The sequence below is a fragment of the Martelella sp. AMO21009 genome, from assembly GCF_053484295.1.
In genome coordinates this window covers 1-22,306 of record NZ_JBAKFR010000036.1, presented here as the reverse complement: position 1 = coordinate 22,306, position 22,306 = coordinate 1, and the positions used below count along the sequence as shown (strand labels likewise).

Sequence of the window (22,306 nt, the reverse complement as noted above, 5' to 3'; positions counted from 1 at the left end):
GGGCGGGTCAGCTTCACCTGCGGCCGGCATTGCGAAGCGTCGGGTCAAGCTGGTCGCGTAGCCAGTCCCCGACGATCGAAACCGACAGCGCCAGGAAGAAGATGATCGCGCCCGGGAACATGGTGAGCCACCACGAGGTCAAGAGCCGGTCACGCCCGTCGCTCATGATCTGGCCGAGGCTGGTCATCGGCGGCTGGACGCCGAGGCCGAGGAAGCTCAACGCCGTTTCCAGAAGCACCGTCAGCGGCAGGTTGATGGTGAACTGCACCAGGATGACGTTGAAGATATTGGGCAGGATATAGCGCAGATAGATCCGCGCGGGCGATGCCCCGAGAACCCTTTCGGCCGTGACATAGCCGCGTTCGCGCACCGAAAGCGTGGAGGCGCGCACCAGACGGGCATAATTCTCCCAGCCGCTGAAGCCGACCATGATCACGATCAGCAGCAGGCTGCTCTTGAACAGCGCCAGCACGAAGAGCGCGATGATGATAATCGGGACGGAGGCCTGGACATCGACCGCCATCATGATCAGCGTATCGGCCTTGCCGCGCCGCCCGCCTGCGATCAGCCCGAGAAGCGAGCCGAACACCGCGCCGATCAGCGTGCCGAAGATGGCGACCAGAAGCGTCACCTTCGCGCCCATGGCAAGCCGCGCCAGCAGGTCGCGGCCGCGCCCGTCCGTGCCGAGAACATGGTCCCAGGTTCCGCCGAGAAAGACCGGCGGCTCGAACCGGTCGAGTAGCGAGGTCTGGCGGAAATCGTAGGGCGTGAGGAAGCCGCCGAACAGGGCGAACAGCACAAACAGGATAACGAACCCAATGGAGATGCGCACCGCAAGCGGCATATCGCGGAAGGTATTCATGACGCAGCCCTCCGGATTCGGGGGTCGAGAAACGAATAGAGGATATCGACCGCGAGATTGGCGAAGGTCATCGAGAAGGTGACGGCCAGCACCAGGAACTGCACCACCGCGATATCGCGGGTGGCGACCGAGCGCACCAGCAACTGCCCGACGCCCGGCCATGCGAACACCTGCTCTGTTACCACCGCGCCGGCGACGAGACTGCCGAGGCTGAGGCCAAGCATGGTGACGATCGGTATGGCGGCATTGGGCGCGGCATGCCGCCACAGACGTCTTGATGCCGGCACGCCGCGCGCCTCGAGCGCCATCATGAAGGGCTGGTTGATCGTCTCCAGCAGCGAGGATCGGGTAAAGCGGGCAAAGGCGCCCATCGAGGCAAGCCCCAGCGTCGCCGCCGGCGGCAGCAGCAGAAGCAGCGAAATCTGGCCGTTTGCCGCCGCGCCGAAGAACACGCCGAAGACCAGCGCGCCCGTCAAAATCACCACGAGACCGAAGAAGAAGTTCGGCATCGCGAAGGCGAACACCGAAAAGCCCATCACCAGCCGGTCGACGAAACTGTTGCGATTGAGGGCTGCGACCGCGCCGATCGAAATGCCGAAGATCACCGCGATGGCAAGCGCCGTTCCGCCCAGCATCAGGGTCGCCGGAAGCCGTTCGAGAAACAGCGTCAGCGAGGATTTTCCGGTGTGGATCGAATAGCCGAAATCGCCCTGAAACAGGCCCAGAACGTAATTGGCGTATTGAACCGGCAGTGGCTTGTCGAGTCCCAGCTTGACGCGATAGGCCTCCACGACCTCGGGCGGCGCATCCGGCGGGGCGAGCGCCTGCGCCGGGTCTCCCGAAAGCCGGATGAAGAAGAACACGATCGTCACCGCGATCAGCAGCGTTGCCAGCGAACGCAGAATGCGGAACAGGATCACCCGGGTCATGAAGGATCGCCTCCCGTGGCTGCAGCGTTTCCGGCGCGGGCGAGAGACGAGGTTGCGCGACCGGCGCGGTCGGGAACCGCGTCGAGCAGCGTGCGCGTGTAGTCATGGGCGGGCGTCACCAGAACCTGCGAGGCCGGCCCCTGTTCCACCGCCGCGCCGCGATACATGACCGTCACCGCGTCGCAGATCGAGGCGGCGACGCGGAGGTCGTGGGTCACGAACAGCATGGCGAAGCCGAGCTTTTTCTGCAGCGACGCAAACAGCGCCAGGATTTGTGCCTGGATCGAGACATCGAGGGCCGAGATCGCCTCGTCGGCCACAAGAATTTCCGGCTCCACCACCAGCGCGCGGGCAATGCAGAGCCGCTGGCGCTGGCCGCCGGAAAATTCATGCGGGAAACGGTCGAAGGCCTGTTCCGGCAGACCGACCAGCGCAAGCATTTCGCGGGCGCGTTCGGCTGCCTGCTTCCGGGTCGCGCCATGGATCAGCGCGCCCTCGGCAACGCTCCTCCCGGCCTTCTGCCGCGGGTTGAGCGCGCTGAACGGGTCCTGCTGCACAAGCTGGATTCGTTTGCGCATGGCGCGCGTCATGCCGGTCGCGGTGATATCCGCGCCGTCGAGGATCACGGTTCCGCCGGAGAGCGGCTCGAGCTGGAGGATGCCGCGCACCAGTGATGATTTGCCCGATCCGCTTTGGCCGACAAGGCCATGGGTCTCGCCGCGCTTCAGGACAAGCGATACGCCCCGCACGGCCTCGATGGCGCGGTTGCCGAAAACGCCGTCGCGCTGATGATAGGTGATGGCGATATCGCGCGCTTCCAGCACCACAGGCTTGTCTTCGCCCGAGGGCTTGGCGCCTGGTTTCGGCAGGCTTTCCAGCAGGCGGATCGTGTAGGGATGGCGGGGCTTTTCGAAAATCGCATCGCGAGTGCCGGTCTCCACGACCTCGCCCTCGCGCATCACCATCACGCGGTCGGCGATATCAGCAACCACGGACAGATCGTGGGTGATGAACAGCAGGCCGGCCTGGAATTCGTGCTGCAGCTCGCGGATCAGCGCCAGGATTTCCGCCTGCGTGGTCACGTCGAGCGCCGTCGTCGGCTCGTCGGCGATCAAGAGCGCCGGCTTCAGCGCCAGCGCCATGGCAATCGCGATCCGCTGGGCCTGCCCGCCGGAAAGCTGGTGGGGATAGGATTTGTGAATGCGCTCGGGATCGGCAAGCCGCACGGCCGTGATCATCTCCAGAGCACGGCTCCTCCGCGCCCGCGCCGAACCCATGCCGTGGACCTGCAACAGTTCCTCGATCTGCTTTCCGACCGTCATTACCGGATCAAGCGTGGCTGCCGGCTCCTGAAAGATCAGGCCGATCCGGTCGCCCCTGATGCGGCGCATCGCCGACCGGTCGCCGACGGGAAGCGGCGCGCCCTCGAACACGATCTCGCCTTCAGTCTTCATCAGCCCGCGCGGCAGCATGTCGAGCAGGGCCTGCGCGGTGATCGACTTGCCCGAGCCGCTCTCGCCGACGAGACAGACGCATTCGCCCGGCCGGATCGAAAGGTCGAGGCCACGGACCGCATGGTCGCGGTCCGCGCCTTCCGGCAGCGCTATCGTCAGGCCGCGGATTGCGAGCAGGTCGGTCTGACGGTCAGCCACCGGCGTTTCCTAGGGTTCGATCGTCAGGAAGTCGCTGGTGAAGATCGTCAGCTGCGAGCTGCCCGGGTCCCACTCATACTTGTCGCTCATGGCGAAGGTCTGGACATTGCGCCACAGATACATGCCCGGCGTGACGTCTTCCCAGTCCTTCACCAGATCGAGATAGGCGGCATTCTTCTCCTCGAAGGTCTGCGCCCGCTCGAACCGCTCGCCATCGGCCAGGAAAGCTTCGGTCGGGGTCCAGGTGCGGTGGGCAGCGGTGACGCGGCTTGACGACGGGCCCCAGTCCAGCCACAGCGGACGGTAGGGGTCGCCGGTGAACTCGGATGACATCGACATGTTGAGCATGTGGAACGGTCGCTGATAGGCGAGCGAGAAGTTGTCGACGATGTTGAGTTCGACATTGATGCCAAGGTCGCGCCACATCTCGACCATGTATTCGGCGGCCGCCTCGTAGTTCGGATAGAAGCCGCGCACGATATTCCAGGTCAGGGTCTGGCCGTCATAATCGCTCTCGGCCAGGAATTCGGCCGCGCGCTCGGGGTCATAGCCATAGGTCGCCTTGCGGTCGGGGTCGAAATAGGGGCCGTATTCCGGGAAGTTGAACGGCGTCGGCGTAAACGTCATGCCGTTCCACAGCGCCTCGGTAATGGCGTCACGATCGATCGCCATCACCATCGCCTTGCGCAGATTGGCGTCCACCAGCGGATTGTCGTCCATGCCCTCGATGGTGAGCGTGTTGAAGGCGAACATCGGATAGTTGCCGATCTGGTTGACGATCAGGTGAACGCCGTCGGTGGCTTCGACCGCCTCCAACTGGTCGATCGGAACGCTCATGATCAGGTCGTAATCGCCCGAGACGAGGCCGGCATAGCGGGTCGAAAATTCGGGCACGATCTTCCAGGTCACGCTTTTGAGCGGCGGCGCGCCGTCCCAGTAATCGTCATAGGCGACGGCCACGGCATGGTCGGAGGGATCGAAATCCGTGATCATGTAAGGACCGGTCCCGATCGGCTTCTGTCCGAAGGCCTCGGTGCCGACGCTCTCATAATAGTCCTTCGGCAGAACATAGCCGATCGGCGTCGTCAGACGGTTGATGAAGGTCGGGTCGGGAAAGGCGGTCTCAAGGTCGACCGTATAGTCATCGACGACGGTGACGCCGACAAGCCCGCGCGCATAGTTCTTGCCGCGCGGTGCCAGCGGCTTTTCGCCCCACAGGCGCTCCTCGGACAGCGAGAAGGCGACGTCCTCGGCGGTCATCGGATCACCGTTCTGGAAGGTCACGCCTTCGCGCAGGTGCAGCCGCCAGGTGGTCGGCGTCACCTGCTCCCAGCTCGTGGCGAGCCCGGGGATGATGGTGTTGCCTTCCGGATCCTCGAAATAATTGCGCTTCACCAGCGTGTCGAAGACATTGCCGTAGACCCGGCCGCCGGTGGTCGAAAGGCCGATCACCGGGTCGAGCGTCGACCAGAGATTGTCGACCGCAAAGGCGAAATCCGGACGGCTATCTTCCTGCGCGAAGGCCGGGGCCGTTGCCAGCGGCGATACGCCCGCGCCGAGCGCGAGCATGGCGGTCGTCAGTAGCGTTCTGCGTTTCAACATGATGTGCGATCCCTCTGAAAATCATTTCTTCTGGCGCGCCGTTTGCCCGCCATTTTGCTGACGATGCTGTTGCGATCCTTCAGGCGGTCTTCCGCCCCCGGCGCATCGCCGCCGGTTCAAACCTGTAGTCGCGCTCATTGACGAGCGACGGGATGGAGCGGCGGGTCGCTTCCACCTTCGAAAGGTCGAGATCGGCGACCGCAAGCCCGATGCGCTTGCCCATGTCCTCCACGACCGTGCCCCAAGGATCGACGATCATCGACTGGCCCCAGGTTTCGCGCCCGTCATCGTGATGGCCGCACTGGGCCGCCGCCACGACATAGCAGCCGTTCTCGATTGCGCGGGCGCGCAGCAGCGTCGGCCAGTGCGCCTCGCCCGTGGACATCGCAAAGGCGGACGGGATGAACAGGATCGTCGCGCCGGCATGGGCATAATCGCGGTAGAGATGCGGGAAGCGCACATCGTAGCAGACCGACATGCCGAACGGTCCCCAGGGCGTTTCGGCGAGAACGGCCTCTCCGCCCGGCGCATAACGGTCGGATTCGCGGCGCGAAACCTCGCCCGGAAGATCGACGTCGAACAGATGAATCTTGTCGTAGCGCGAGACGATCGCGCCGCTGCCATCGATCAGGTGACTGGTGTTGGAGAACCGGCCGCCATCCGCGCCGGCAAGCGGCGTCGAGCCGGTGTGGATCCACAGCCCGTATTTCGCCGCGAGTTCACGGCAGGCGGCGACAAACGGATCGCGCGCCTCGTCGGTGACGGAAAGGCGGGCGGAGGCGACATCCTTGTTGACCATGCCGGAAGCCTCCGGAAGCGCCAGCAGTTCCGCGCCCGCCGCATGGGCCTCGGCGGCAAGTCCCGTGACGATCTCGATATTGCGCGCATGGGTGTTGGAGGAACACATCTGCGCCATTGCCAGCCGGAGTGTCGCGCGGTCGCCCCTTGTCGTTTTGGTCATCCTCGGTGCCTCCGGCCGGTTTGCAATGCCTTCGAAAACGGCAGAGCTGAAAAACAGATCAACGACAGGCTACGGTGAGAAATTCGACAAAAAAAGTACAAAATTTCCCCTTCTCGTCTATAAATCTAACATATTTTTGCATGACCGGGAGAGACCGACATGGCCCAGGATCGCTTGCCGCCGCTGAGGGCGCTGAAGACGCTGGAAGCCTTTCACCAGAGCGGATCGGTTACGGCGACGGCGCGGGTTCTGAATGTCTCGCATTCCGCCGTCAGCCATCAGTTGAAGCAGATCGAGGATTGGGCCGGCATTCGCCTGATGCGGCGGGACGGACGGCAGACGGCGCTGACGGAGGCGGGCGACAGCCTGGCGCAGGTCATCAATGAAAGCTTCGGCGCGATCCGTCACGAGATCGACCGGCTGACCATGCGCGAGAAATTGCCGGTCTCGGTTGCGGCGCTGCGCTTCGTCATTCCCAACTGGCTGCTGCCTGAAATCGAAGCCTTCATGGCGGAGCACCCGGATGTTTCCGTCTACGTTCAGGAGCATATTTCAGACCAGCCGGTGAGCCCGGAACCCGATCTCATGATCGGCTTTTCGCTTGACGGCCAGATTCCGCAAGGGGCCGAACCGATCATCCCCGGTTCGGCGATCCCGGTCTGCGCGCCGTCCTACCAGGCTCGCCATAACGTAAGACGCGAAGCCGACATCGCCCGCGCCACGCTGCTGCATGACGAGGACATGCGGATGTGGCGCACATGGCTGTCCGCCGCCGGCATGGAGGGGAAGGCCGACGGCGAGGGGCGTCGGCTGTTCTTCTCCGGCTCGGCGCTGATCTGCGATGCGGCGCTGAGCGGGCTCGGCGTCGCGCTCTGCCGGGAGGCGCTGATCGAGCCTTATCTTGCGCGCGGAGACCTGGTGCGCCTGTCCGATATCCGGATCGACCATGCTTCCGTCTATTATCTGGCGCTGTCCCAGCACGGCATGGATCGTCGCACCGCCAGGGCGCTTGCCGACTGGCTGCTGGAACGCTCAAGCCTTGGCCGGGCCGGCGCTCAGGCCAATCGCGTCCGCCGCAGCGTTTCGGAGGGGCTTTCGCCATAGGCTGCGCGGTAGGCCGAGGCGGCGCGGCCGAGATGGCCGAAGCCGGAGGCCAGCACGGCGTCGGCGACCGAAAGCCCGGGGCCGGGCTTGAGAAGCAGCTCGCGCAATTTCTGAAGGCGGGCCTTCTGCACGGCGTCGGACAAGGTGTGGCCGCGGGCCTTGCGATAGGCATCCTGCAGGGTGCGCAGCGGCAGGCCGGCGGCGGCGGCGATATCCGCCATCGCGATCGTATCGGCGGCGCGCGTCTGGATGAACTCGTCGGCCTTCTGCACCGATAGCGGCCCCGCCGCGGCGGCGGGGGCGTGCAGCATTTCGGAGCGGTTGTTCTCCAGCCCGATGAGGAGCAGCGACAGCAACCCGTCGCGCAGCATGACGCGGTAGGAATCCGGCAGCGCCTCGCCGCCTTCCGCCGCCTCGAACAGCAGCCGGGCGTGGGACATGACGCTGGCGCCCACCGGCGTCGTCAGATCGACGCCGGGTTCGAATTCGAGCGGCGTCGCGGCGCGATGGGTCAGCGTCTCGAAGAAATCCTCGACCACGCGGCGGCGCATCAGCACGATCAGCTTTTCGCAATTCTCGCGCCAGACCATGCGCGAGGCGAGCGTCGGCGACAGCAGCGAGGCGCGCCGGCCGGCCTCGGCCTCGGTCACACGCGTGCCGCAACGCACATGCGCTGCGCCGGCGACGGGAAGCTGCAGCAAGAAGAAATCGGAAAGTTCTCCCGGATCGATCTCAACCTCGGCCCCGTAGGCGACGAAATTGACCGAGTAGCCCGGCTGCTCGACGACGTTGTGGACGGCGTGGAAACCCCCGGCGCGCCTGTCATGCACGGTCAGGAAATGGGGACAGAAGATGCGGCCGATCGCATCCCGCGCCTCGTCGACGCTTCTGGTGTCGACAAGACCATGCTGCTTCAAAGGTGTGGCATGCGCATCGATCATCGGGGGCTTCCCAATCGAAAACAAGGCACGTCTGCCGAAAACGGACAAGGCGTTGCGCAATCCGGATTGCGGTTCGTCAAGTTCGGCGGATGATTAATTTAAACATAAAATGAATGGGAAATCCATTCGCAATCGCGGGAACGAAAATATGGGAAGCGGACTCTTCCGTGCCGGCATGCGTCGCCTTGCCGGAGGCGTGACCATCATCACATCGCTGGATGCCGAAGGGCGGCGCTGCGGGATCACCGCGACGGCGGTCTGCTCGCTGTCGACTGATCCGCCCTCGCTGGTGGCCTGCGTCAATCGCGAGACTTCGATCGCGGCAGTGGTCGAACAGCGCGGCGTCTTCGCCGTCAACGTGCTGGCGACAGCCCAGCGTGCGGTTGCCGAAACCTTCGCCGGCCGCACCGGCCATCAGCGCGAGGACCGGTTTTCGGTCGGCGACTGGGGCGTAGCCGAAACCGGCGCGCCGGTGCTGGCCGATGCCGCCGTCAGCTTCGATTGTCGGCTCGCCGAAACCGTTACCTTCGGCACCCACATGATTTTGATCGGCAAGGTCGCCGCGACGCGCTGCGCCGAAGGCGAGGCGCCGCCGCTGCTTTATGGCGACGGCGCCTTCCTCACGACCTGCCTGGCGGCATCGCCGGCCTGATTTTTCGAAATCTCTTGCAACAATAAAGGGGAAGCCATCATGAAAGGTCTGAACGGAAAGACCGCCATCATATCCGGCGGCGCGACACTGATCGGCCAGGGCATCGCAACGGTGCTTGCGGGTTACGGCATCAACGTCGTGATTGCCGATATCAACGCCGAGGCTGGCGAAAAGGCGGCGGCGGCCACCGGCGCGCGCTTCATCGCCACCGACATCACCAAAGACGAGGATATCGCCGCGCTGGTGGCAAAGACGGTCGAGCAAACCGGCCGGCTCGACTATCTCGTCAACGTCGCCTGTACCTATCTGGACGAGGGTGCGGAAACCAGCCGCGCCGACTGGCTCGCAGCCCTCGACGTCAACATTGTCGGTTCGGTGATGTTGATGCAGGCGGCACGTCCGCATCTTGCCGCAAACAAGGGCGCGATCGTCAATTTCGGCTCGATTTCCGCCCGCGTTGCCCAGACCGGGCGCTGGGTCTATCCGGTCTCCAAGGCCGCGATCCTGCAACTGACGCGCAACCAGGCCATGGACCTCGCCCCCGAGGGCATTCGCGTCAACGCGGTCTCGCCCGGCTGGACATGGTCGAACATCATGCAGGAGTTGACGCACGACACGCGCGCCAAGGCCGATAATGTCGCCAAGCCCTTCCATCTGCTCGGCCGCACCGGCAGCCCGGACGAGGTCGGCGAGGCGGTCGCCTTCCTGCTTTCCGACAGCGCGAGCTTCATCACCGGCACGGATATCCGCGTAGACGGCGGCTACACGGCGATGGGGCCGGAACAGGCCGACCCGGCGATCCCGCTGCTGATGGACTAGAGCGCGTTTCGATCTGATTGGATCAGATCGGCGCTCTCAGCCTTTTTTCACGCGTTTCCGGACGGAAAACCGGTATCCACTTTTCCTGGAAACGCTCTGATACCGCAACAACAAACAATCCACGAAAAGGGGAATGACATGACGAAACATTTCACCATTGTTGGCGGCGGCCAGTCCGGCCTCCAGCTCGGCATCGGCCTTCTGAAGGCCGGCCATGCCGTGCGCATCGTCCAGAACCGCACAGGCGAGGAGATCGAAAAGGGCAAGGTCCTTTCCAGCCAATGCATGTTTGATGCGGCACTCCAGAACGAGCGCGATCTCGGCATCAATTTCTGGGAGGCCGAATGCCCGACGGTCGATTCCATCAACTTCACCGTACCCGCGCCGGATGCGCCGGGCGTCAAGGCGATCGACTGGAACGGCAAGCTCGACAGCTACGCCCAGAGCGTCGACCAGCGGGTGAAGATCCCGCGCTGGATGAAGGAATTCACCCGTCTCGGCGGCGACATGGTCATCCATGATGCCAGCCTCGATGATCTCGAAACCTATGCGAAGGAGAGCGATCTGGTGATCGTCGCCGCCGGCAAGGGCGACATCGCCAAGATGTTCGAACGCGACGCCGAGCGCTCGCCCTATGACCGGCCGCAGCGCGCGCTGGCGCTGACCTATGTTACCGGCATGGCCCCCCGCCCGGATCACTCGGCGGTCAGCTTCAACCTCATCCCGACGGTCGGCGAGTATTTCACCTTCCCGGCGCTGACGACCACGGGCCCCTGCGACATCATGGTGTTCGAGGGCATTCCCGGCGGGCCGATGGACTGCTGGAAGGGCGTGGTGTCGCCGGAGGATCATCTGGCGAAGTCAAAATGGATTCTCGACACCTTCCTGCCATGGGAAGCCGAGCGCAACACCGATATCGCGCTCACCGACGACAACGGCATTCTCGCCGGCGCGTTCCCGCCCACGGTGCGCAAACCGGTCGGGCGTCTGCCGTCCGGAGCCATCGTGCTCGGTATGGCCGATGCGGTCTGCCTCAACGATCCAATCACGGGGCAGGGGTCGAACAACGCCTCCAAGGCGGCGAAATGCTATCTCGACGCGATCCTCGCCCATGGCGACAAGGCCTTCGACGAGGCCTTCATGGTCGCCACCTTCGAGGCTTATTGGGCTTACGCGCAGTTCGTGGTCGGCTGGACCAACGCGCTGCTCGCCCCGCCGCCGCCGCATGTGCTCAACATCATGGGCTCGGCCCAGGCCTATCCGGAGCTGGCGAAACGCATCGCCAACGGCTTCAACGATCCGCGCGATTTCTTCCCATGGTTCGCGGTTCCCGAAGAGGCGGATGCCTATCTGACACGGCTTGCCGCTTAAAGGCCTGGATCCCGGACAGGGATGAACTTCTCCGTCCCCTCGGACGGAGAAAGCCTACCCTCTCTACGGATGTCATCCTCGGCCTTGTGCCGAGGATCTAACCACGGTTCCGCGCGAGCAGCGTAGGCGGTCTGGAAGGGCTTTGATTTGGCCTCGTCCGAGACGCCCGTCGCGTTGATGCGTGCTTGGATGCTCGGGACAGGCCCGAGCATGACGCCGAAAAAATAGGGTAGGCTTCCTCAATAAGTTTAGGGCGTGGCAATCTCACGCTGCCCCGGTCCGACCATTGCACCACGGTGGACTTGATGCCACGCATTGTATCAATATGATCGTCTGTCGCGGCAGGGGGCCGCATGTCCTGGAGGGGACGGTTTTGGACTTCGAGAACACGGTGAGCTATCGGGCGAGCGACCCGCTCGAAGCCGAATACTACATGACCCGGTCGTTCTGCGATCATCGCCTCGAGGTCTATGCCGGCCGCGAGGTCGGCTTTCGCCACCATGCCGTGAAGACGGCCTGCGGGGCCTTCAACCGCCTCGAATACGGCGCCGAGATCGAGGTCAGCGCCCACGGCTTCGAAGAATTTTACATGCTGGAAATGCCGCTGAGCGGCGGGGTGCGGATCGATTTCGGCAAGGAGGAGATCAGCTCCGCCCCCGGTCAGGCGCTGCTCCTGTCGCCCGGGCCGCGGTTCCGGTCGCGCTGGCAGGCCGCGACCCGGCAGTGGATGCTCCAGATCGATCGCTGTCGGCTGGAGCAGCGGATCGCGCGGCTCACCCATCGCGCGAGCGCAGAAACGCCAATCTTCGATCCGGTGATCGATCTGAATAGCGCGCATGGAAGGCGTCTTGTGGAGGCATTTCAGGTGCTGGCGGCCGATTTGTCCGAGAGCGGCGACGCGGACGATCCGCACCGCGAGGCGATCACCGATCGGATCATAGACCTCATCCTAGGCAATATTCCCTATCTGAACGGCCAGTCGGTCGTGCCCGACCGCCTCAGCGCCACGCCGCGCCATGTGAAACGGGTGATGGACCTGTTTCACGCCCGCTTCGGCGAACGGCTGTCGATGTCTGCTGTCGCCTGGGAGATCGGCGTCTCCGAACGGGCCCTCTATGAAGGCTTCCAGCGCCACTACCAGAAGACGCCCTATGAAATGTTGAGCCGGATTCGCATGGAGGAAGCCCGGCGACTGATCGTCGAGGACGGGCTGTCGGCCAGCGCCGCCGCCCGGCGCGTCGGCATGCGCCATCTCGGCCGCTTCTCCTCCGCCTACCGCGCCCTGTTCGACGCCCTGCCGTCCGAGGACAGCAAGAGCCGGCACTGAAGGCCGCCGCCGCCGTGCTACTGCTGCGGCCCGTCTTATCCACATCCTGCATAAATCGCCGTTTGGCGCGGCCAAAACCCCGCGCGCGGGATGACAAGCGCATGACATTGCCGCATCTTCCGCTGCAATGACACGATATCTGAAAATGCGCAGGAAGGCAGTTTGGCAATGAGTGCCGGAACGGAGATTGAGGAAACGAGGGCGCGCGGGCGCGCCCTGCCGGAAAGGGCGCTTTTGAGCTGCTATTTCCCGCTGGGGGATCAGCAGGTCTCCCCGGACCTTCTGGACATCTATGCCGGCGAGGGGGTCGACGTGATCGAGATCGGCATGGCCTCGCCCGATCCGTTTCTCGACGGCCCGGATGTCCGCCAGTCGATGCAGCGCGCCGATCGCGGACGCTGGCGGACGGACCTCGATGCCGTGCTGGAGAGGCTGGCGAAATTTCGGGATCCGCCGCGCGCCCTTTTGATGACCTATGCCGATCCGGCCCATCCGGGTCTTGTCGACAGCGATCTGTGGCGCGGGCTCGACAGTCTTCTGGTGGTCGCGAAACACGACGACCCGCTGGCCATGCGGCTGGAGCGGTCCGCCGCCGAGAATGGCGTGGCGCTTTCGCCGTTTTTGTCGCTGCCGCTCAACGAAAACACCATCGAGCGCGCGCGCGAGGCCGGCTTCTACATCATGTTGCAGGCCCATGCGGGCGCGACCGGACCGCGCGAGACGCTCGATCCCGAAAACGGGGCGCGCATCGCGCGATTGCGAGCGGCGGGCGCGAGGCGGCCAATCCTTCTCGGCTTTGGCATTTCCGGCGGCCGGCAGGCGCGCCAGGCGATGGAGCTCGGCGCCGATGGCGTGATCGTCGGGTCGCAGGTGCTGCGCGCGGCGCTTGCCGGCGGCGAGGCTCTGCGAACGCTGCTGCGTGACCTGAGGAGCGGGCTCGATGCGTGACGATTCCTATGTGATCGGCTTCGATATCGGCTCGACCGCCGTCAAGGCGGGGCTGTTCACGCTCGGCGGCGCGGTCGTCGATCATTGGAGCCGGAACTATCCGACGGATCGGCCCGGCCCGGGGATCGTCGAACAGAACCCGCAGCACTGGCTCGATGGCGTGCGCGATGCGATTGACGGGCTCCTCGTCGGTCGCGATCCCGACCGCGTTGTGGCCGTCGGGCTTTGCAGCCAGGTGAATACCGATGTGTTCGTGGATGCCGCCGGCGAACCGCTCGCCCCCGCCATCGTCTGGCAGGACGTGCGCGCCGCGCGCGAGGCGGAGGCGCTGGACCGGACGGTTTCGCCCGAGGACAAGAAGGCCTGGTGGGGCGCGGAAATGCCGATCGGCGCGAGCCATGCGCTCGCCAAGATGATGTGGTTTCAAAAGCATCATCCCGATCTGTGGGAAAAGACCCGCTATGTGCTGTCGCCCAAGGATTACTGCCTGCTGCGGCTGACCGGGAAGGCGGTTGCCGATCCGATCGCGTCCTTTGGCCATGTCGGTCTCGACCTCACCTATATCGACCCTCTGATCGCCCGCGTCGAGGGCGCTGCCGAACGGCTGCCGCCGCTCGGTTTCTTCACCGATATCGCCGGCGAAATGCAGCTTGGCAGCCATGCACGCCGCGTGCCGGTGATCGTCGGCACCATGGATGCCTGGGGCAATCTGTTCGGCTGCGGCGTGTTCAGGGCAGGCCAGGGCATGTATGTCAGCGGCACCAGCGAAATTCTGGCGCTTGCCGGGTCTAGGCGCATCGGCGCGCCGGGTGTCGTCACCTTCGCCACGGTTGACGATCTGGTCGTCAATGCCGGACCGACCCAGAGCGGCGCGGATTCGCTCAGATGGTGGAGCCGCACCGTCGGCATGGAGCCGGGAGATGTCGCCGAACTGGCCGCAAAAGCCGACCGCGATGGCCGCCCGATCCTGTTCCTGCCGCATCTGGAAGGCGAGCGCGCGCCGTTGTGGGACGCCGATATCCGCGGCTCCTTCATCGGCCTCGACAGCCGCACGAGCGGACCGGAATTCGCGCTCGCGGTGCTGGAGGGCGTGGCGCTTTCGGCCCGGCAGCTCTTCAATGCGCTGACCGATGCGGCGGGTTATCGCCCCGACTGGCTGCTTTATGGCGGCGGCGGCGCGCGGTCGGATCTGTGGAGCCAGATCCGCGCCGATTGTCTCGGCGTCGCCCTCCACCGGTTTTCCTATAACGACGTCGGCTGCCTTGGCGCGGGCATCATGGCCGCCGTCGGCGTCGGCGCTTTTGCGACCATTGCCGAGGCGGTGCCGGCGATGACATCGGTCCAGACCGTCTTCGAGCCCGACCCGAAGCGCGCGCGACGCTATGATCGCATGTTCGAGGCTTATACCAGGGCCATCGACGCACTCAAACCCATCGGAATCATCGATACGGGCGACCCGCTCCGCTAACGGGTCACACATGCAGCAAAGAAACGAGAGGAACAGACCATGAGACTGATCAGAACAACCCTTGCAGCGCTGACGCTGTCACTTGCCGGCACCACCGCCGCATTCGCGATGGATGTCACCATTCTCACCCCCTATATCAGTTCGATCCCGACCAACGAGATGGCGCAGAGCTTCAAGGCGGAAGGAGAGAAGCGCGGCTGGGATGTCACCATCATCGACACCCGCAACGATTTCGGCCAGCTTGCCTCGCGCATGGAAGACACGGTCAATGCCAAGGCCGACGCCATCGTGCTGATCTCGACCGATCCGGGCCAGGTCGGCGATCAGGTGGCCATGGCGGCCGAAGCCGGCATTCCGGTGATTTCGCTCGACGGCTCGAAGCACGACAATGTCGACGTCAACGTGACCTCCAACAATTTCGAGCTCGGCACCCAGCTTTCCGAGGCGCTGTTCAAGGCGCTGGACGGCAAGGGCAATATCGTGAAGTTCTATCACTCCGCCCACCCGGGCGTGCATCAGCGCGAACTCGGACTGGATGAGACGTTGAAGCAATATCCGGACATCAAGGTGATCGCCGATCACTTCGTCAAGGTGCCGGGCCCGGTCGATGACGGCCGCATCGCCATGGAAAACATCCTGCGCCAGTACGGCGACCAGATCGACGGTGTCTGGGCCGCCTTCGACGATCCGGGCATTGGCGCGGAACTGGCGACGGAGTCGGAACTGCCGGATTCCAGCCTGATCATCATGGGCATCGACGGCAATGAGCAGGCCGTCGACATGATCAAGTCCTGCACCCATTACAAGGCCACCTTCCGCCAGGATTTCCCCGGCATGGCTGCGGTCGGCGCGGAAGAGCTCGAGAAGATCCTGGCCGGCGGCGCACCCGAAAGCGACGAAATCTACGTGCCAGCCGTGATGATCACGCCGGAAACCCTCGGCGTGACCTGCCCCTGACAGGCCGTTTCGGAACCGGGGCCGCCGGCAGCGGCGGCTCCGTCTTTCACCTATCGCAGGACGACTATTATGTTGCTGAGCATAAAAGGGCTCGAAAAGCGCTTCAGCGGCGCGCGCGCGCTCGCCGGCGCTGACCTTGCGGTCGAGGCGGGCTCCGTGCACGGGCTGCTGGGCGAAAACGGCGCCGGCAAATCGACGCTGATCAAGACGCTCTCAGGCCTGATTGCGCCGGATGCGGGCGAGATCCGGATCGACGGCAAGCCGGTCGAGATCGAGAATGTCCGCCATGCCGAGGCGCTCGGCTTTCGCTTCATTCATCAGGAACTGAGCCTGGTGCCGCATTTCAACGCTGTGGAAAACGCGTTCGTCGGCCGGCGCTATCCCAAAAGCGGTCTGTTCATCGACCGCAGGAAAATGGCCGCGGAGATTGCCGAAACCGCGCGCGATATCGCGCCCGACCTGCCGCTGGATGTGCCGGCAGCGCGGTTGACGACCGGGCAGAAACAGCTTGTCGAGATCATTCGCGCGCTGATCGGCGAACCCGCGCGCCTCGTCGTGATGGACGAGCCCACGGCCTCGCTGTCCGATGGCGAGGCGCGCCGGCTCTACCGCGCCGTGTCCCGGCTCGCCGAACGCGGCGTCGCCGTCATCTTCATCTCGCACCGGCTGGATGAGGTGATGGAGATCTGCGACCGGTTCACGGTGCTCAGAAACGGCGCGACCGCCGGGGCAGGGGCCATCGGCGATATCGACCGCGCCGGTCTCGTCCGCCTCATGTCCGGCCGCGAGGAAGTGCGGTTGACGCCGGGGCCGATGACGGTGGATGCGCCGACCGTGCTGAAGGTTCGCGATCTGCCTTTCGGCACGCATGGCTCGCGCGTTTCCTTCGACATCCGGGCCGGCGAAATTCTCGGCCTTTACGGGCTTGTCGGCGCGGGCCGGTCTTCGCTGATGAAGATCATCTGGGGCGCGACTTCGCACGGCGCAGGCGCAATCAGCCTTGCGGACAAGCCGCTTCGCCCCGGCCGGATCGACGACAGGATCAAGCGCGGCGGGGCCTATGTGCCGGAGGACCGCCGTCATGAGGGGCTGATCGTGAGCCGCACGATTGCCGAAAACCTCGCTATCGCCAATCTGGCCTCGGTGCGGGCCTCATCCGGCCTGCCCTGGACCAGCGTTTCCGCGCTGAAGCGTCGGGCGGAAGAGGTACGCGACGCGCTGTCGGTCAAGATGGGATCGCCCTTCGCCAGGCCGCTGACGCTGTCGGGCGGCAATCAGCAGAAGCTTCTCTTCGGCCGCTGGTTCGGGCGGCCGATCCGACTCTTGATCCTGGACGAGCCGACGCGCGGCGTCGATGTCGGCGCCAAGGCGGAAATCCACGCGGTCGCGCGCCGTTTCGCCGATGAGGGCGCGGCGGTGCTGATGACCACCTCGGACATGGACGAGTTGCTGGCGCTGTCCGCCCGCGTGCTCGTGATGGCCGGGGGCGAGGTGACCGCGGAACTTGCCGGCGCGGCGCTCACGCCCGAGCGCATTATCGACGCCGCCTTTCAACATCAATCACGGAAAGACCCCGCTGCATGACCGGCCTTGTCAGACGTTACGGCACGCTTGCCGCGCTTGTCGTCATCATCATCGCGTTTTCCATCGCGTCTCCGAACGCCTTCGGTTCGGCGAACAATCTTATCAACATCACGCAGCAGATGACCCTGCTCGCCATCGTGGCGATCGGCGCGACCGTGGTCATGGCCGTCGGCGAGTTTGACCTTTCCACCGCCTCGATCGTGTCCTTCGGCGGGATATTCGTGGTGGTTCTGTTCAAGGCCGGCGTGCCGGCACCGCTCGCCTGCATCATCGTGCTGGCGGTGGCCTCCGTCTTCGGCATGGTCTCCGGCTTCGTGGTCGCCCGCTTCGAGGTGCTGTCCTTCATTGCGACGCTTGCGGTCGGCACCATCGTTGGCGGCATCACCTTCTGGCTGAGCGAGGGGGCGACGCTGTTCGGCGACATCCCGGCAGGCTTTCGCGATATCGGTCGCGGCCGCACGCTCGGCCTGCCGACGCTGACCTGGTGGCTGATCGGGATCGCGATCCTCGCCTGGCTGATCCTCGACAAGTTCGAGATCGGGCGGCGGCTCTATGCGATCGGCGGCAATCGCGAGGCAGCAAGGCTTGCTGGCGTGCGGATCGTCTCCAACACCATGTTCGCCTTCGTCGTCTCCGCCGTGTTTTCCGCGCTGGTCGGCATTCTGCTGACCGCGCGCATCGGCTCGGCGGGGCCGACGGGCGGCGGCGGTTACCTTCTGTCTGCCTATGCGGCGGTGTTTCTCGGCATGACCGCGTTTCGCGAGGGCGAGGCCAATGTGCCGGGCACGCTGGTGGGGGCTGCGATCATCGCCGTCATCGGCAATGGGCTCACCATTCTCGGCGTCTCTACCTTCCTGCAGGATATCATCACCGGAACCATCATTCTCGCCGCCGTGCTCGTGCGCCGCGCCGGAAAGGAAAGAGGCTGACATGGCGCGCATGCAAAAGCGGGAGGCGCGGCCGGGCCGCTACGGCACGTTCGGCGGCCAGTTCGTCGCCCCCGTGCTGCTTCCGGTGCTCGACAGGCTGGAGGCGGCCTACCGTGAGGCCTGGTCGGATCCCGCCTTCCACACGGAGCTCACCTTCCTGCTCAACCGCTTCGTGGGCCGCCCGACGCCGCTGTTCGATATCCCGGCCTTTCCGACGCGCCCCGGCGGGGCGCGGATCGTGCTCAAGCGCGACGACCTGACCTTCAACGGCGGAAATTATGCCAATTCGGCGGTCGGCCAGTGCCTGCTGGCAAAGCGCATGGGGCTTTCCGCCGTGGTCACCGACACCGGCTCCGGCCAGAACGGCATTGCGGCGGCGGCCACCGCCGCCCGTTTTGGCATGGGCTGCACCATCTATATGGGCACGCGCGATGCCGCGCAGCAGGCGGCGGCGGTGAAGAAGATGCGCTTGTTCGGTGCGAAGCTCGAGATCGTCGACGATGCCGACCGGGCGCTGAGCGCGGCCACCAGCGCCGCGATCCGTCATTGGATGGGCCATTCCGACACCGATGCCTATCTCGCCGGCGCGCCGATCGGCCCGCATCCCTATCCGGAGATGGTTGCGGCCTTCCAGTCGGTTATCGGCAAGGAAACCCGTCTTCAACTCATCGAGGGCGGCATTTTCCCGGCGGCGGTGTTTTCTGCCGTCGGCGGCGGTTCCTCGACCATCGGCCTGTTCTCGTCCTTCGTGAACGACCTCTCGATCCGGTTGATCGCGGTGGAAGCGGCGGGCACCGGAGAGCCGGGCGCGCTCCATGCCGCAAGGCTTTCGCACGGACAGCGCGGCATTTTCCACGGGGCGGAGACGCTGGTTCTTTCCGACGTGGAAGGGCAGATATTGCCGGCCGCCTCGATCGCGCCGGGGCTTGCCTATCCGGGTTCCGCGCCGCAGCTTGCCGATCTCGTTCACCGAAGGCGCGTCGAAACGGTTTCCGTGACGGATGGCGAGGCCCGCGCCGCCGTGCGCCGGCTCGCCGAGACCGAGGGCGTTCTGCTCTGCCTGGAGGCGGGACACGCGCTCGCCGCCGCCGAGCATGTGGCGCGGACCATGGAGCCGCATGAGGCGGTCGTGGTGATGGCCCCGTCCTCGGGCGACAAGGACATCGATATTCTCTGGCAGGATGACTGACATGGCGCGCAAGACCGACAAACGCGAAAACCGCATCGATGCCATGTTCGCCCGCCTCAAGACCGAAAAGCGAACGGCGTTCGCGACCTTTACGGTCGGCGGCGACCCCACCTTCGAGGAGAGCCTTGCCCGGCTGAAGACATTCGTTAGGTCCGGCATCGACCTGATCGAGATCGGCTATCCGTTCTCCGACCCGATCCTGGATGGGGCGACGATCCAGAAGGCGAACCGGCGCGCGCTTGCCGCCGGTGGCAATCTTTCGAAGACGTTTGAACTTTGCACGGCCTTCCGGAAAGAGGATGACACGACCCCGCTGGTTTTGATGGGCTATGCCAACCCGATCATCGCGCTCGGCTACGAGCGGTTCGCTGAAAAGGCAGCCGAGGCCGGGATCGACGGCATCATCGCCGCCGACCTGCCGCTGCGCGAGGCCGGCGACCTGTTGAAGGCGCTCGCCCGCCACGGCCTCTACATGATCCCGCTGGCCGCGCCGACGCTGGACGCCAAGGACTTCGCCGCGGATCAGCCGGGGCTTGGCGGTTTCCTCTACTGCATACCGGTGGTCGGCCCCACCGGCGGCCCCTCGGCCTCGCAGGACGCGATTGCCGAAGCGGTGGAACGCTGCCGCCGGCAGGTCCGGCTCCCCATCATGGTCGGCTTCGGCGTCAAGACGCCGGAAATGGCCGCGGGCGTGGCAAGCGTGGCCGACGGCGTCATCGTCGCCACTGCGTTGATTGACGCGTTTGTGGCGCTGGAACAGGAAGTCCCGGTTGCCGATCCGGCCTTTCAGGCCCGTATTGCAGAGAAGCTTGCGGCCTTCCGGGCCGCGATCTGAAAAGCCGATCAGTTCCTGGGAGGATTCGTCCTGGAAGCTAATGAAGCGCTCTCAATTTCTGCAGGTCGCGGATTTCGATGGAATTGTATCCGACCGTCAGTATGCCGCTCGCTTCGAGTTCCTTGAGGACGCGATGGACGCTTTGCCGGGAGACAGAGAGCATTGCGGCGATATCATATTGATTGATCGCTATCTGTTTCCGCCCCGGTTTTTCCGCCGGGAAACCGCGCTGATCGATGTAGGTCAACAGACTGCGCGCCACCCGGGCGGTGAGGTTGCCGGGCGCGAAACGGTTGAGGATTTTCAGCGACATGCGCAGCCGCCGGCACACGATCTCCAGCAAGGCCCTGGTCAGACCGATATCGGAGTAGATGAAGTTGCGGAACTGGCCGGCCGGCACGAAAACGGTCGTGCTCCCGCCGTGCGAGGAGGCGAAGTGATCCGGGGGCTTGCCGTCGATGACGGACAGCAACCCGAAAACGTCGCCAGCCAGCAAATCCCCCGACAGAAACCGGTCTCCGTTTTCACCGATGTTCTCAAGTCTGATACTGCCGCGGACGATGAAATAAATCCCGTCCACGGGCGCGTCGAGCGTCGCGATCAACTGACGATTGGCGAGCGTCCTGACCGAGGCCATCGTCATGAGTTGCTGTTTTTGCTCGGCCGTCATGCCGTTCAGAAACTCGTGCGAGTCGCCGAACTCTTCGAAAAGTCGGGCAACACTCTCTGCCATGATCGCACTCCCTCAATGCTCGTTGGAGGGAGAATGTAACAATATATACAATCTCGCAATCTCTATTGCTCGGGCCGGTCCCGCCGGGCCGCGGCCTCCTATCGCGAACCGACCAGCGCCAGCGCTATCCATGGCTGGAATGTTACCAGCAGAAGGCACAGGAACATCAAAAGCACGAAAGGTATGGCGGAGCGGCAGACGAAGCCGAAATTTTCCCTGAAGGCCGTCATGGCCACGATCAGGTTCAGCCCGAGCGGGGGCGTGAGAATGCCGATTTCGAGGTTCAGGACGATGATCACGCCCAGATGCGTGCTGCCGACGCCGTAGGCCTCGGCCAACGGCTTTAGCAGCGGCGCCGTGATCGCGATGGCCGAGGCCGTATCCATGAAGCAGCCGATCATGAGCAGCATCACATTGGTCAGCAGGAGGAACACGGTTTCGTTGTGCACATGCTCCGTCATGAAGGCGATGATCTGGTTCGGAATGCGATGTTCGGCCAGGAGCAGGTTGAGGGAAACGGCGACGGCGATCAGCGGGAAGAGCGCGCCCACCAGTTTCGCCGACTTCACGCATATCTCGACATAGTCGCGGGATTTCAGCTCGCGGAAGAACAGCATCTCGACGACAATCGCATAGAGAAGCGCAACGGCGGCTGCTTCGGTGGGGGAATAGTAGCCGCTGTAAATCCCGCCCAGCAGAATGATCGGCATCAGCAGGGCGGGTATGCCCCGGAAAATGGCTTCTCGCAGATCGCTCATGCTGAAACGCTGGCGCGGCACGGACCAGTTGCGCGCCATGGCATAGGCCGAAAATACGCCGGTCAGCAGCAGGCCCGGCCCGATCCCGGCCAGGAACAGGTCCGAGATATTGGTGTCGGTGACGACGCCGTAGAGAATCAACGGCAGGGATGGCGGGATGATGATGCCCAGCGTTCCGCCGGCGCAAAGCGCCCCGATCGCAAAGGACCTAGAGTAGCCATTCGCGGTGAGCGCCGGATAAAGCACCGAGCCCACCGCCAGCATGGTGACGATGGAGGAGCCGGAAATCGCCGAGAATACCGCGCATGACAGGATCGTGGCCACTGCCAGGCCGCCGGGAATGGGGCGGGTGAGTGCGGACATGACCGCCACCAGCCGCTCGGCGATGCTGCCGCGGCTCATCACCGCGCCGACCAGGATGAACAGGGGCACGGACAGCAGCAGCTCGCGATCCATCGTCGCCCACATGTCCTGAAGGAAATATTCGAGCGCGCCACCGCCCCAGATGAGCTGGGCGGCGCCCGCGACGAACATCAGGATCAGCACCAGTTCGACCCGAAGGATCAGAAGCAGGACCGCGACCCCGAGAAGAAGCAGGGCCATCATTCCATCTGCTCCTCTTCGGCAGGGGCTAGAGCGTCGGGCGATTAGTCTGCAACGCATGCTGTTGATTTGAAGTAGTTCC

The 22,306-nt window shown here is 64.4% G+C and carries 20 protein-coding genes; 12 read left to right on the top strand and 8 right to left on the bottom strand.

Features of this window, described 5'->3' with window-relative positions:
- Nucleotides 1–13 precede the first annotated feature (13 nt).
- The 5 genes from V6766_RS22555 to V6766_RS22535 form a co-directional block, all read right to left on the bottom strand.
- Entirely contained in the window at nucleotides 14–862 is an 849-nt protein-coding gene (locus V6766_RS22555; protein WP_448470416.1) for an ABC transporter permease, read from the bottom strand.
- A complete protein-coding gene (locus V6766_RS22550; protein WP_448470414.1) occupies nucleotides 859–1,791 on the bottom strand; it encodes an ABC transporter permease in 933 nt (310 codons plus the stop codon). Before V6766_RS22550 ends, V6766_RS22555 begins: the two co-directional genes overlap by 4 nt.
- Complete coding sequence (locus V6766_RS22545) at nucleotides 1,788–3,443, bottom strand: dipeptide ABC transporter ATP-binding protein (protein WP_448470412.1); 1,656 nt, start codon at nucleotides 3,441–3,443, stop codon at nucleotides 1,788–1,790. Before V6766_RS22545 ends, V6766_RS22550 begins: the two co-directional genes overlap by 4 nt.
- Nucleotides 3,444–3,452: 9 nt before the next feature.
- On the bottom strand, nucleotides 3,453–5,045 hold the full coding sequence (locus tag V6766_RS22540) for an ABC transporter substrate-binding protein (protein ID WP_448470410.1): 1,593 nt from the start codon (nucleotides 5,043–5,045) through the stop codon (nucleotides 3,453–3,455).
- 79 nt (nucleotides 5,046–5,124) lie between these two features.
- Nucleotides 5,125–6,006: a carbon-nitrogen hydrolase family protein gene (locus V6766_RS22535; protein WP_448470408.1), complete on the bottom strand. Its 882-nt coding sequence runs from the start codon at nucleotides 6,004–6,006 to the stop codon at nucleotides 5,125–5,127.
- A gap of 159 nt (nucleotides 6,007–6,165) precedes the next feature.
- Here V6766_RS22535 and V6766_RS22530 point away from each other — a divergent pair, with 159 nt between their 5' ends.
- A complete protein-coding gene (locus V6766_RS22530; RefSeq protein ID WP_448470406.1) occupies nucleotides 6,166–7,110 on the top strand; it encodes a LysR substrate-binding domain-containing protein in 945 nt (314 codons plus the stop codon).
- Here V6766_RS22530 and V6766_RS22525 read toward each other — a convergent pair.
- On the bottom strand, nucleotides 7,062–8,051 hold the full coding sequence (locus V6766_RS22525) for an AraC family transcriptional regulator (RefSeq protein ID WP_448470404.1): 990 nt from the start codon (nucleotides 8,049–8,051) through the stop codon (nucleotides 7,062–7,064). The genes V6766_RS22530 and V6766_RS22525 overlap by 49 nt on opposite strands.
- A 148-nt stretch (nucleotides 8,052–8,199) precedes the next feature.
- Here V6766_RS22525 and V6766_RS22520 point away from each other — a divergent pair, with 148 nt between their 5' ends.
- From V6766_RS22520 to trpA, 11 genes are all read left to right on the top strand, one after another.
- Entirely contained in the window at nucleotides 8,200–8,703 is a 504-nt protein-coding gene (locus V6766_RS22520) for a flavin reductase family protein (protein WP_448470402.1), read from the top strand.
- A gap of 39 nt (nucleotides 8,704–8,742) precedes the next feature.
- Nucleotides 8,743–9,522, top strand: a complete 780-nt coding sequence (locus tag V6766_RS22515) for an SDR family oxidoreductase (protein ID WP_448470400.1) — start codon at nucleotides 8,743–8,745, stop codon at nucleotides 9,520–9,522.
- Nucleotides 9,523–9,660: 138 nt separating this feature from the next.
- The gene (locus tag V6766_RS22510) at nucleotides 9,661–10,893 is read left to right on the top strand and encodes a styrene monooxygenase/indole monooxygenase family protein (RefSeq protein WP_448470398.1); all 1,233 of its coding nucleotides are present in this window, start codon (nucleotides 9,661–9,663) and stop codon (nucleotides 10,891–10,893) included.
- A gap of 373 nt (nucleotides 10,894–11,266) precedes the next feature.
- Nucleotides 11,267–12,220 (top strand): AraC family transcriptional regulator, encoded by a 954-nt coding sequence (locus V6766_RS22505; protein ID WP_448470396.1) that lies wholly within the window; start codon nucleotides 11,267–11,269, stop codon nucleotides 12,218–12,220.
- Nucleotides 12,221–12,388: 168 nt separating this feature from the next.
- Complete coding sequence (locus tag V6766_RS22500; protein ID WP_448470394.1) at nucleotides 12,389–13,168, top strand: tryptophan synthase subunit alpha; 780 nt, start codon at nucleotides 12,389–12,391, stop codon at nucleotides 13,166–13,168.
- Entirely contained in the window at nucleotides 13,161–14,636 is a 1,476-nt protein-coding gene (locus V6766_RS22495) for a xylulokinase (protein WP_448470392.1), read from the top strand. Before V6766_RS22500 ends, V6766_RS22495 begins: the two co-directional genes overlap by 8 nt.
- 39 nt (nucleotides 14,637–14,675) lie before the next feature.
- A complete protein-coding gene (locus V6766_RS22490) occupies nucleotides 14,676–15,593 on the top strand; it encodes a sugar ABC transporter substrate-binding protein (protein WP_448470390.1) in 918 nt (305 codons plus the stop codon).
- A gap of 69 nt (nucleotides 15,594–15,662) precedes the next feature.
- Nucleotides 15,663–17,177 (top strand): sugar ABC transporter ATP-binding protein, encoded by a 1,515-nt coding sequence (locus V6766_RS22485; RefSeq protein WP_448470388.1) that lies wholly within the window; start codon nucleotides 15,663–15,665, stop codon nucleotides 17,175–17,177.
- On the top strand, nucleotides 17,174–18,106 hold the full coding sequence (locus V6766_RS22480; RefSeq protein WP_448470386.1) for an ABC transporter permease: 933 nt from the start codon (nucleotides 17,174–17,176) through the stop codon (nucleotides 18,104–18,106). Before V6766_RS22485 ends, V6766_RS22480 begins: the two co-directional genes overlap by 4 nt.
- A gap of 1 nt (nucleotide 18,107) precedes the next feature.
- Nucleotides 18,108–19,295, top strand: coding sequence for a tryptophan synthase subunit beta (gene trpB / locus V6766_RS22475; protein ID WP_448470384.1), 1,188 nt, complete (start codon nucleotides 18,108–18,110; stop codon nucleotides 19,293–19,295).
- A 1-nt stretch (nucleotide 19,296) separates the two neighbouring features.
- A complete protein-coding gene (gene trpA / locus V6766_RS22470; protein ID WP_448470382.1) occupies nucleotides 19,297–20,130 on the top strand; it encodes a tryptophan synthase subunit alpha in 834 nt (277 codons plus the stop codon).
- A 37-nt stretch (nucleotides 20,131–20,167) separates the two neighbouring features.
- Here the strand turns inward: trpA and V6766_RS22465 are convergent, their stop codons facing one another.
- Nucleotides 20,168–20,863 carry a Crp/Fnr family transcriptional regulator gene (locus tag V6766_RS22465; RefSeq protein ID WP_448470380.1) on the bottom strand — a complete coding sequence of 232 codons (696 nt, stop codon included), beginning with the start codon at nucleotides 20,861–20,863 and terminating at the stop codon, nucleotides 20,168–20,170.
- A gap of 98 nt (nucleotides 20,864–20,961) precedes the next feature.
- Nucleotides 20,962–22,227, bottom strand: a complete 1,266-nt coding sequence (locus tag V6766_RS22460; RefSeq protein ID WP_448470378.1) for a TRAP transporter large permease — start codon at nucleotides 22,225–22,227, stop codon at nucleotides 20,962–20,964.
- Between the last annotated feature and the right edge of the window lie 79 nt (nucleotides 22,228–22,306).

Bases quoted from the DNA above. Each gene is read 5' to 3' on its own strand.
- V6766_RS22460 (WP_448470378.1), bottom strand. From the start codon at position 22,227: ATGATGGCCCTGCTTCTTCTCGGGGTCGCGGTCCTGCTTCTGATCCTT.
- V6766_RS22480 (WP_448470386.1), top strand. From the start codon at position 17,174: ATGACCGGCCTTGTCAGACGTTACGGCACGCTTGCCGCGCTTGTCGTC.
- V6766_RS22520 (WP_448470402.1), top strand. From the start codon at position 8,200: ATGGGAAGCGGACTCTTCCGTGCCGGCATGCGTCGCCTTGCCGGAGGC.
- V6766_RS22510 (WP_448470398.1), top strand. From the start codon at position 9,661: ATGACGAAACATTTCACCATTGTTGGCGGCGGCCAGTCCGGCCTCCAG.
- V6766_RS22485 (WP_448470388.1), top strand. From the start codon at position 15,663: ATGTTGCTGAGCATAAAAGGGCTCGAAAAGCGCTTCAGCGGCGCGCGC.
- V6766_RS22490 (WP_448470390.1), top strand. From the start codon at position 14,676: ATGAGACTGATCAGAACAACCCTTGCAGCGCTGACGCTGTCACTTGCC.
- V6766_RS22550 (WP_448470414.1), bottom strand. From the start codon at position 1,791: ATGACCCGGGTGATCCTGTTCCGCATTCTGCGTTCGCTGGCAACGCTG.
- V6766_RS22515 (WP_448470400.1), top strand. From the start codon at position 8,743: ATGAAAGGTCTGAACGGAAAGACCGCCATCATATCCGGCGGCGCGACA.
- trpA (WP_448470382.1), top strand. From the start codon at position 19,297: ATGGCGCGCAAGACCGACAAACGCGAAAACCGCATCGATGCCATGTTC.
- V6766_RS22540 (WP_448470410.1), bottom strand. From the start codon at position 5,045: ATGTTGAAACGCAGAACGCTACTGACGACCGCCATGCTCGCGCTCGGC.
- V6766_RS22525 (WP_448470404.1), bottom strand. From the start codon at position 8,051: ATGATCGATGCGCATGCCACACCTTTGAAGCAGCATGGTCTTGTCGAC.
- V6766_RS22500 (WP_448470394.1), top strand. From the start codon at position 12,389: ATGAGTGCCGGAACGGAGATTGAGGAAACGAGGGCGCGCGGGCGCGCC.
- V6766_RS22535 (WP_448470408.1), bottom strand. From the start codon at position 6,006: ATGACCAAAACGACAAGGGGCGACCGCGCGACACTCCGGCTGGCAATG.
- V6766_RS22530 (WP_448470406.1), top strand. From the start codon at position 6,166: ATGGCCCAGGATCGCTTGCCGCCGCTGAGGGCGCTGAAGACGCTGGAA.
- V6766_RS22495 (WP_448470392.1), top strand. From the start codon at position 13,161: ATGCGTGACGATTCCTATGTGATCGGCTTCGATATCGGCTCGACCGCC.
- V6766_RS22465 (WP_448470380.1), bottom strand. From the start codon at position 20,863: ATGGCAGAGAGTGTTGCCCGACTTTTCGAAGAGTTCGGCGACTCGCAC.
- V6766_RS22555 (WP_448470416.1), bottom strand. From the start codon at position 862: ATGAATACCTTCCGCGATATGCCGCTTGCGGTGCGCATCTCCATTGGG.
- trpB (WP_448470384.1), top strand. From the start codon at position 18,108: ATGGCGCGCATGCAAAAGCGGGAGGCGCGGCCGGGCCGCTACGGCACG.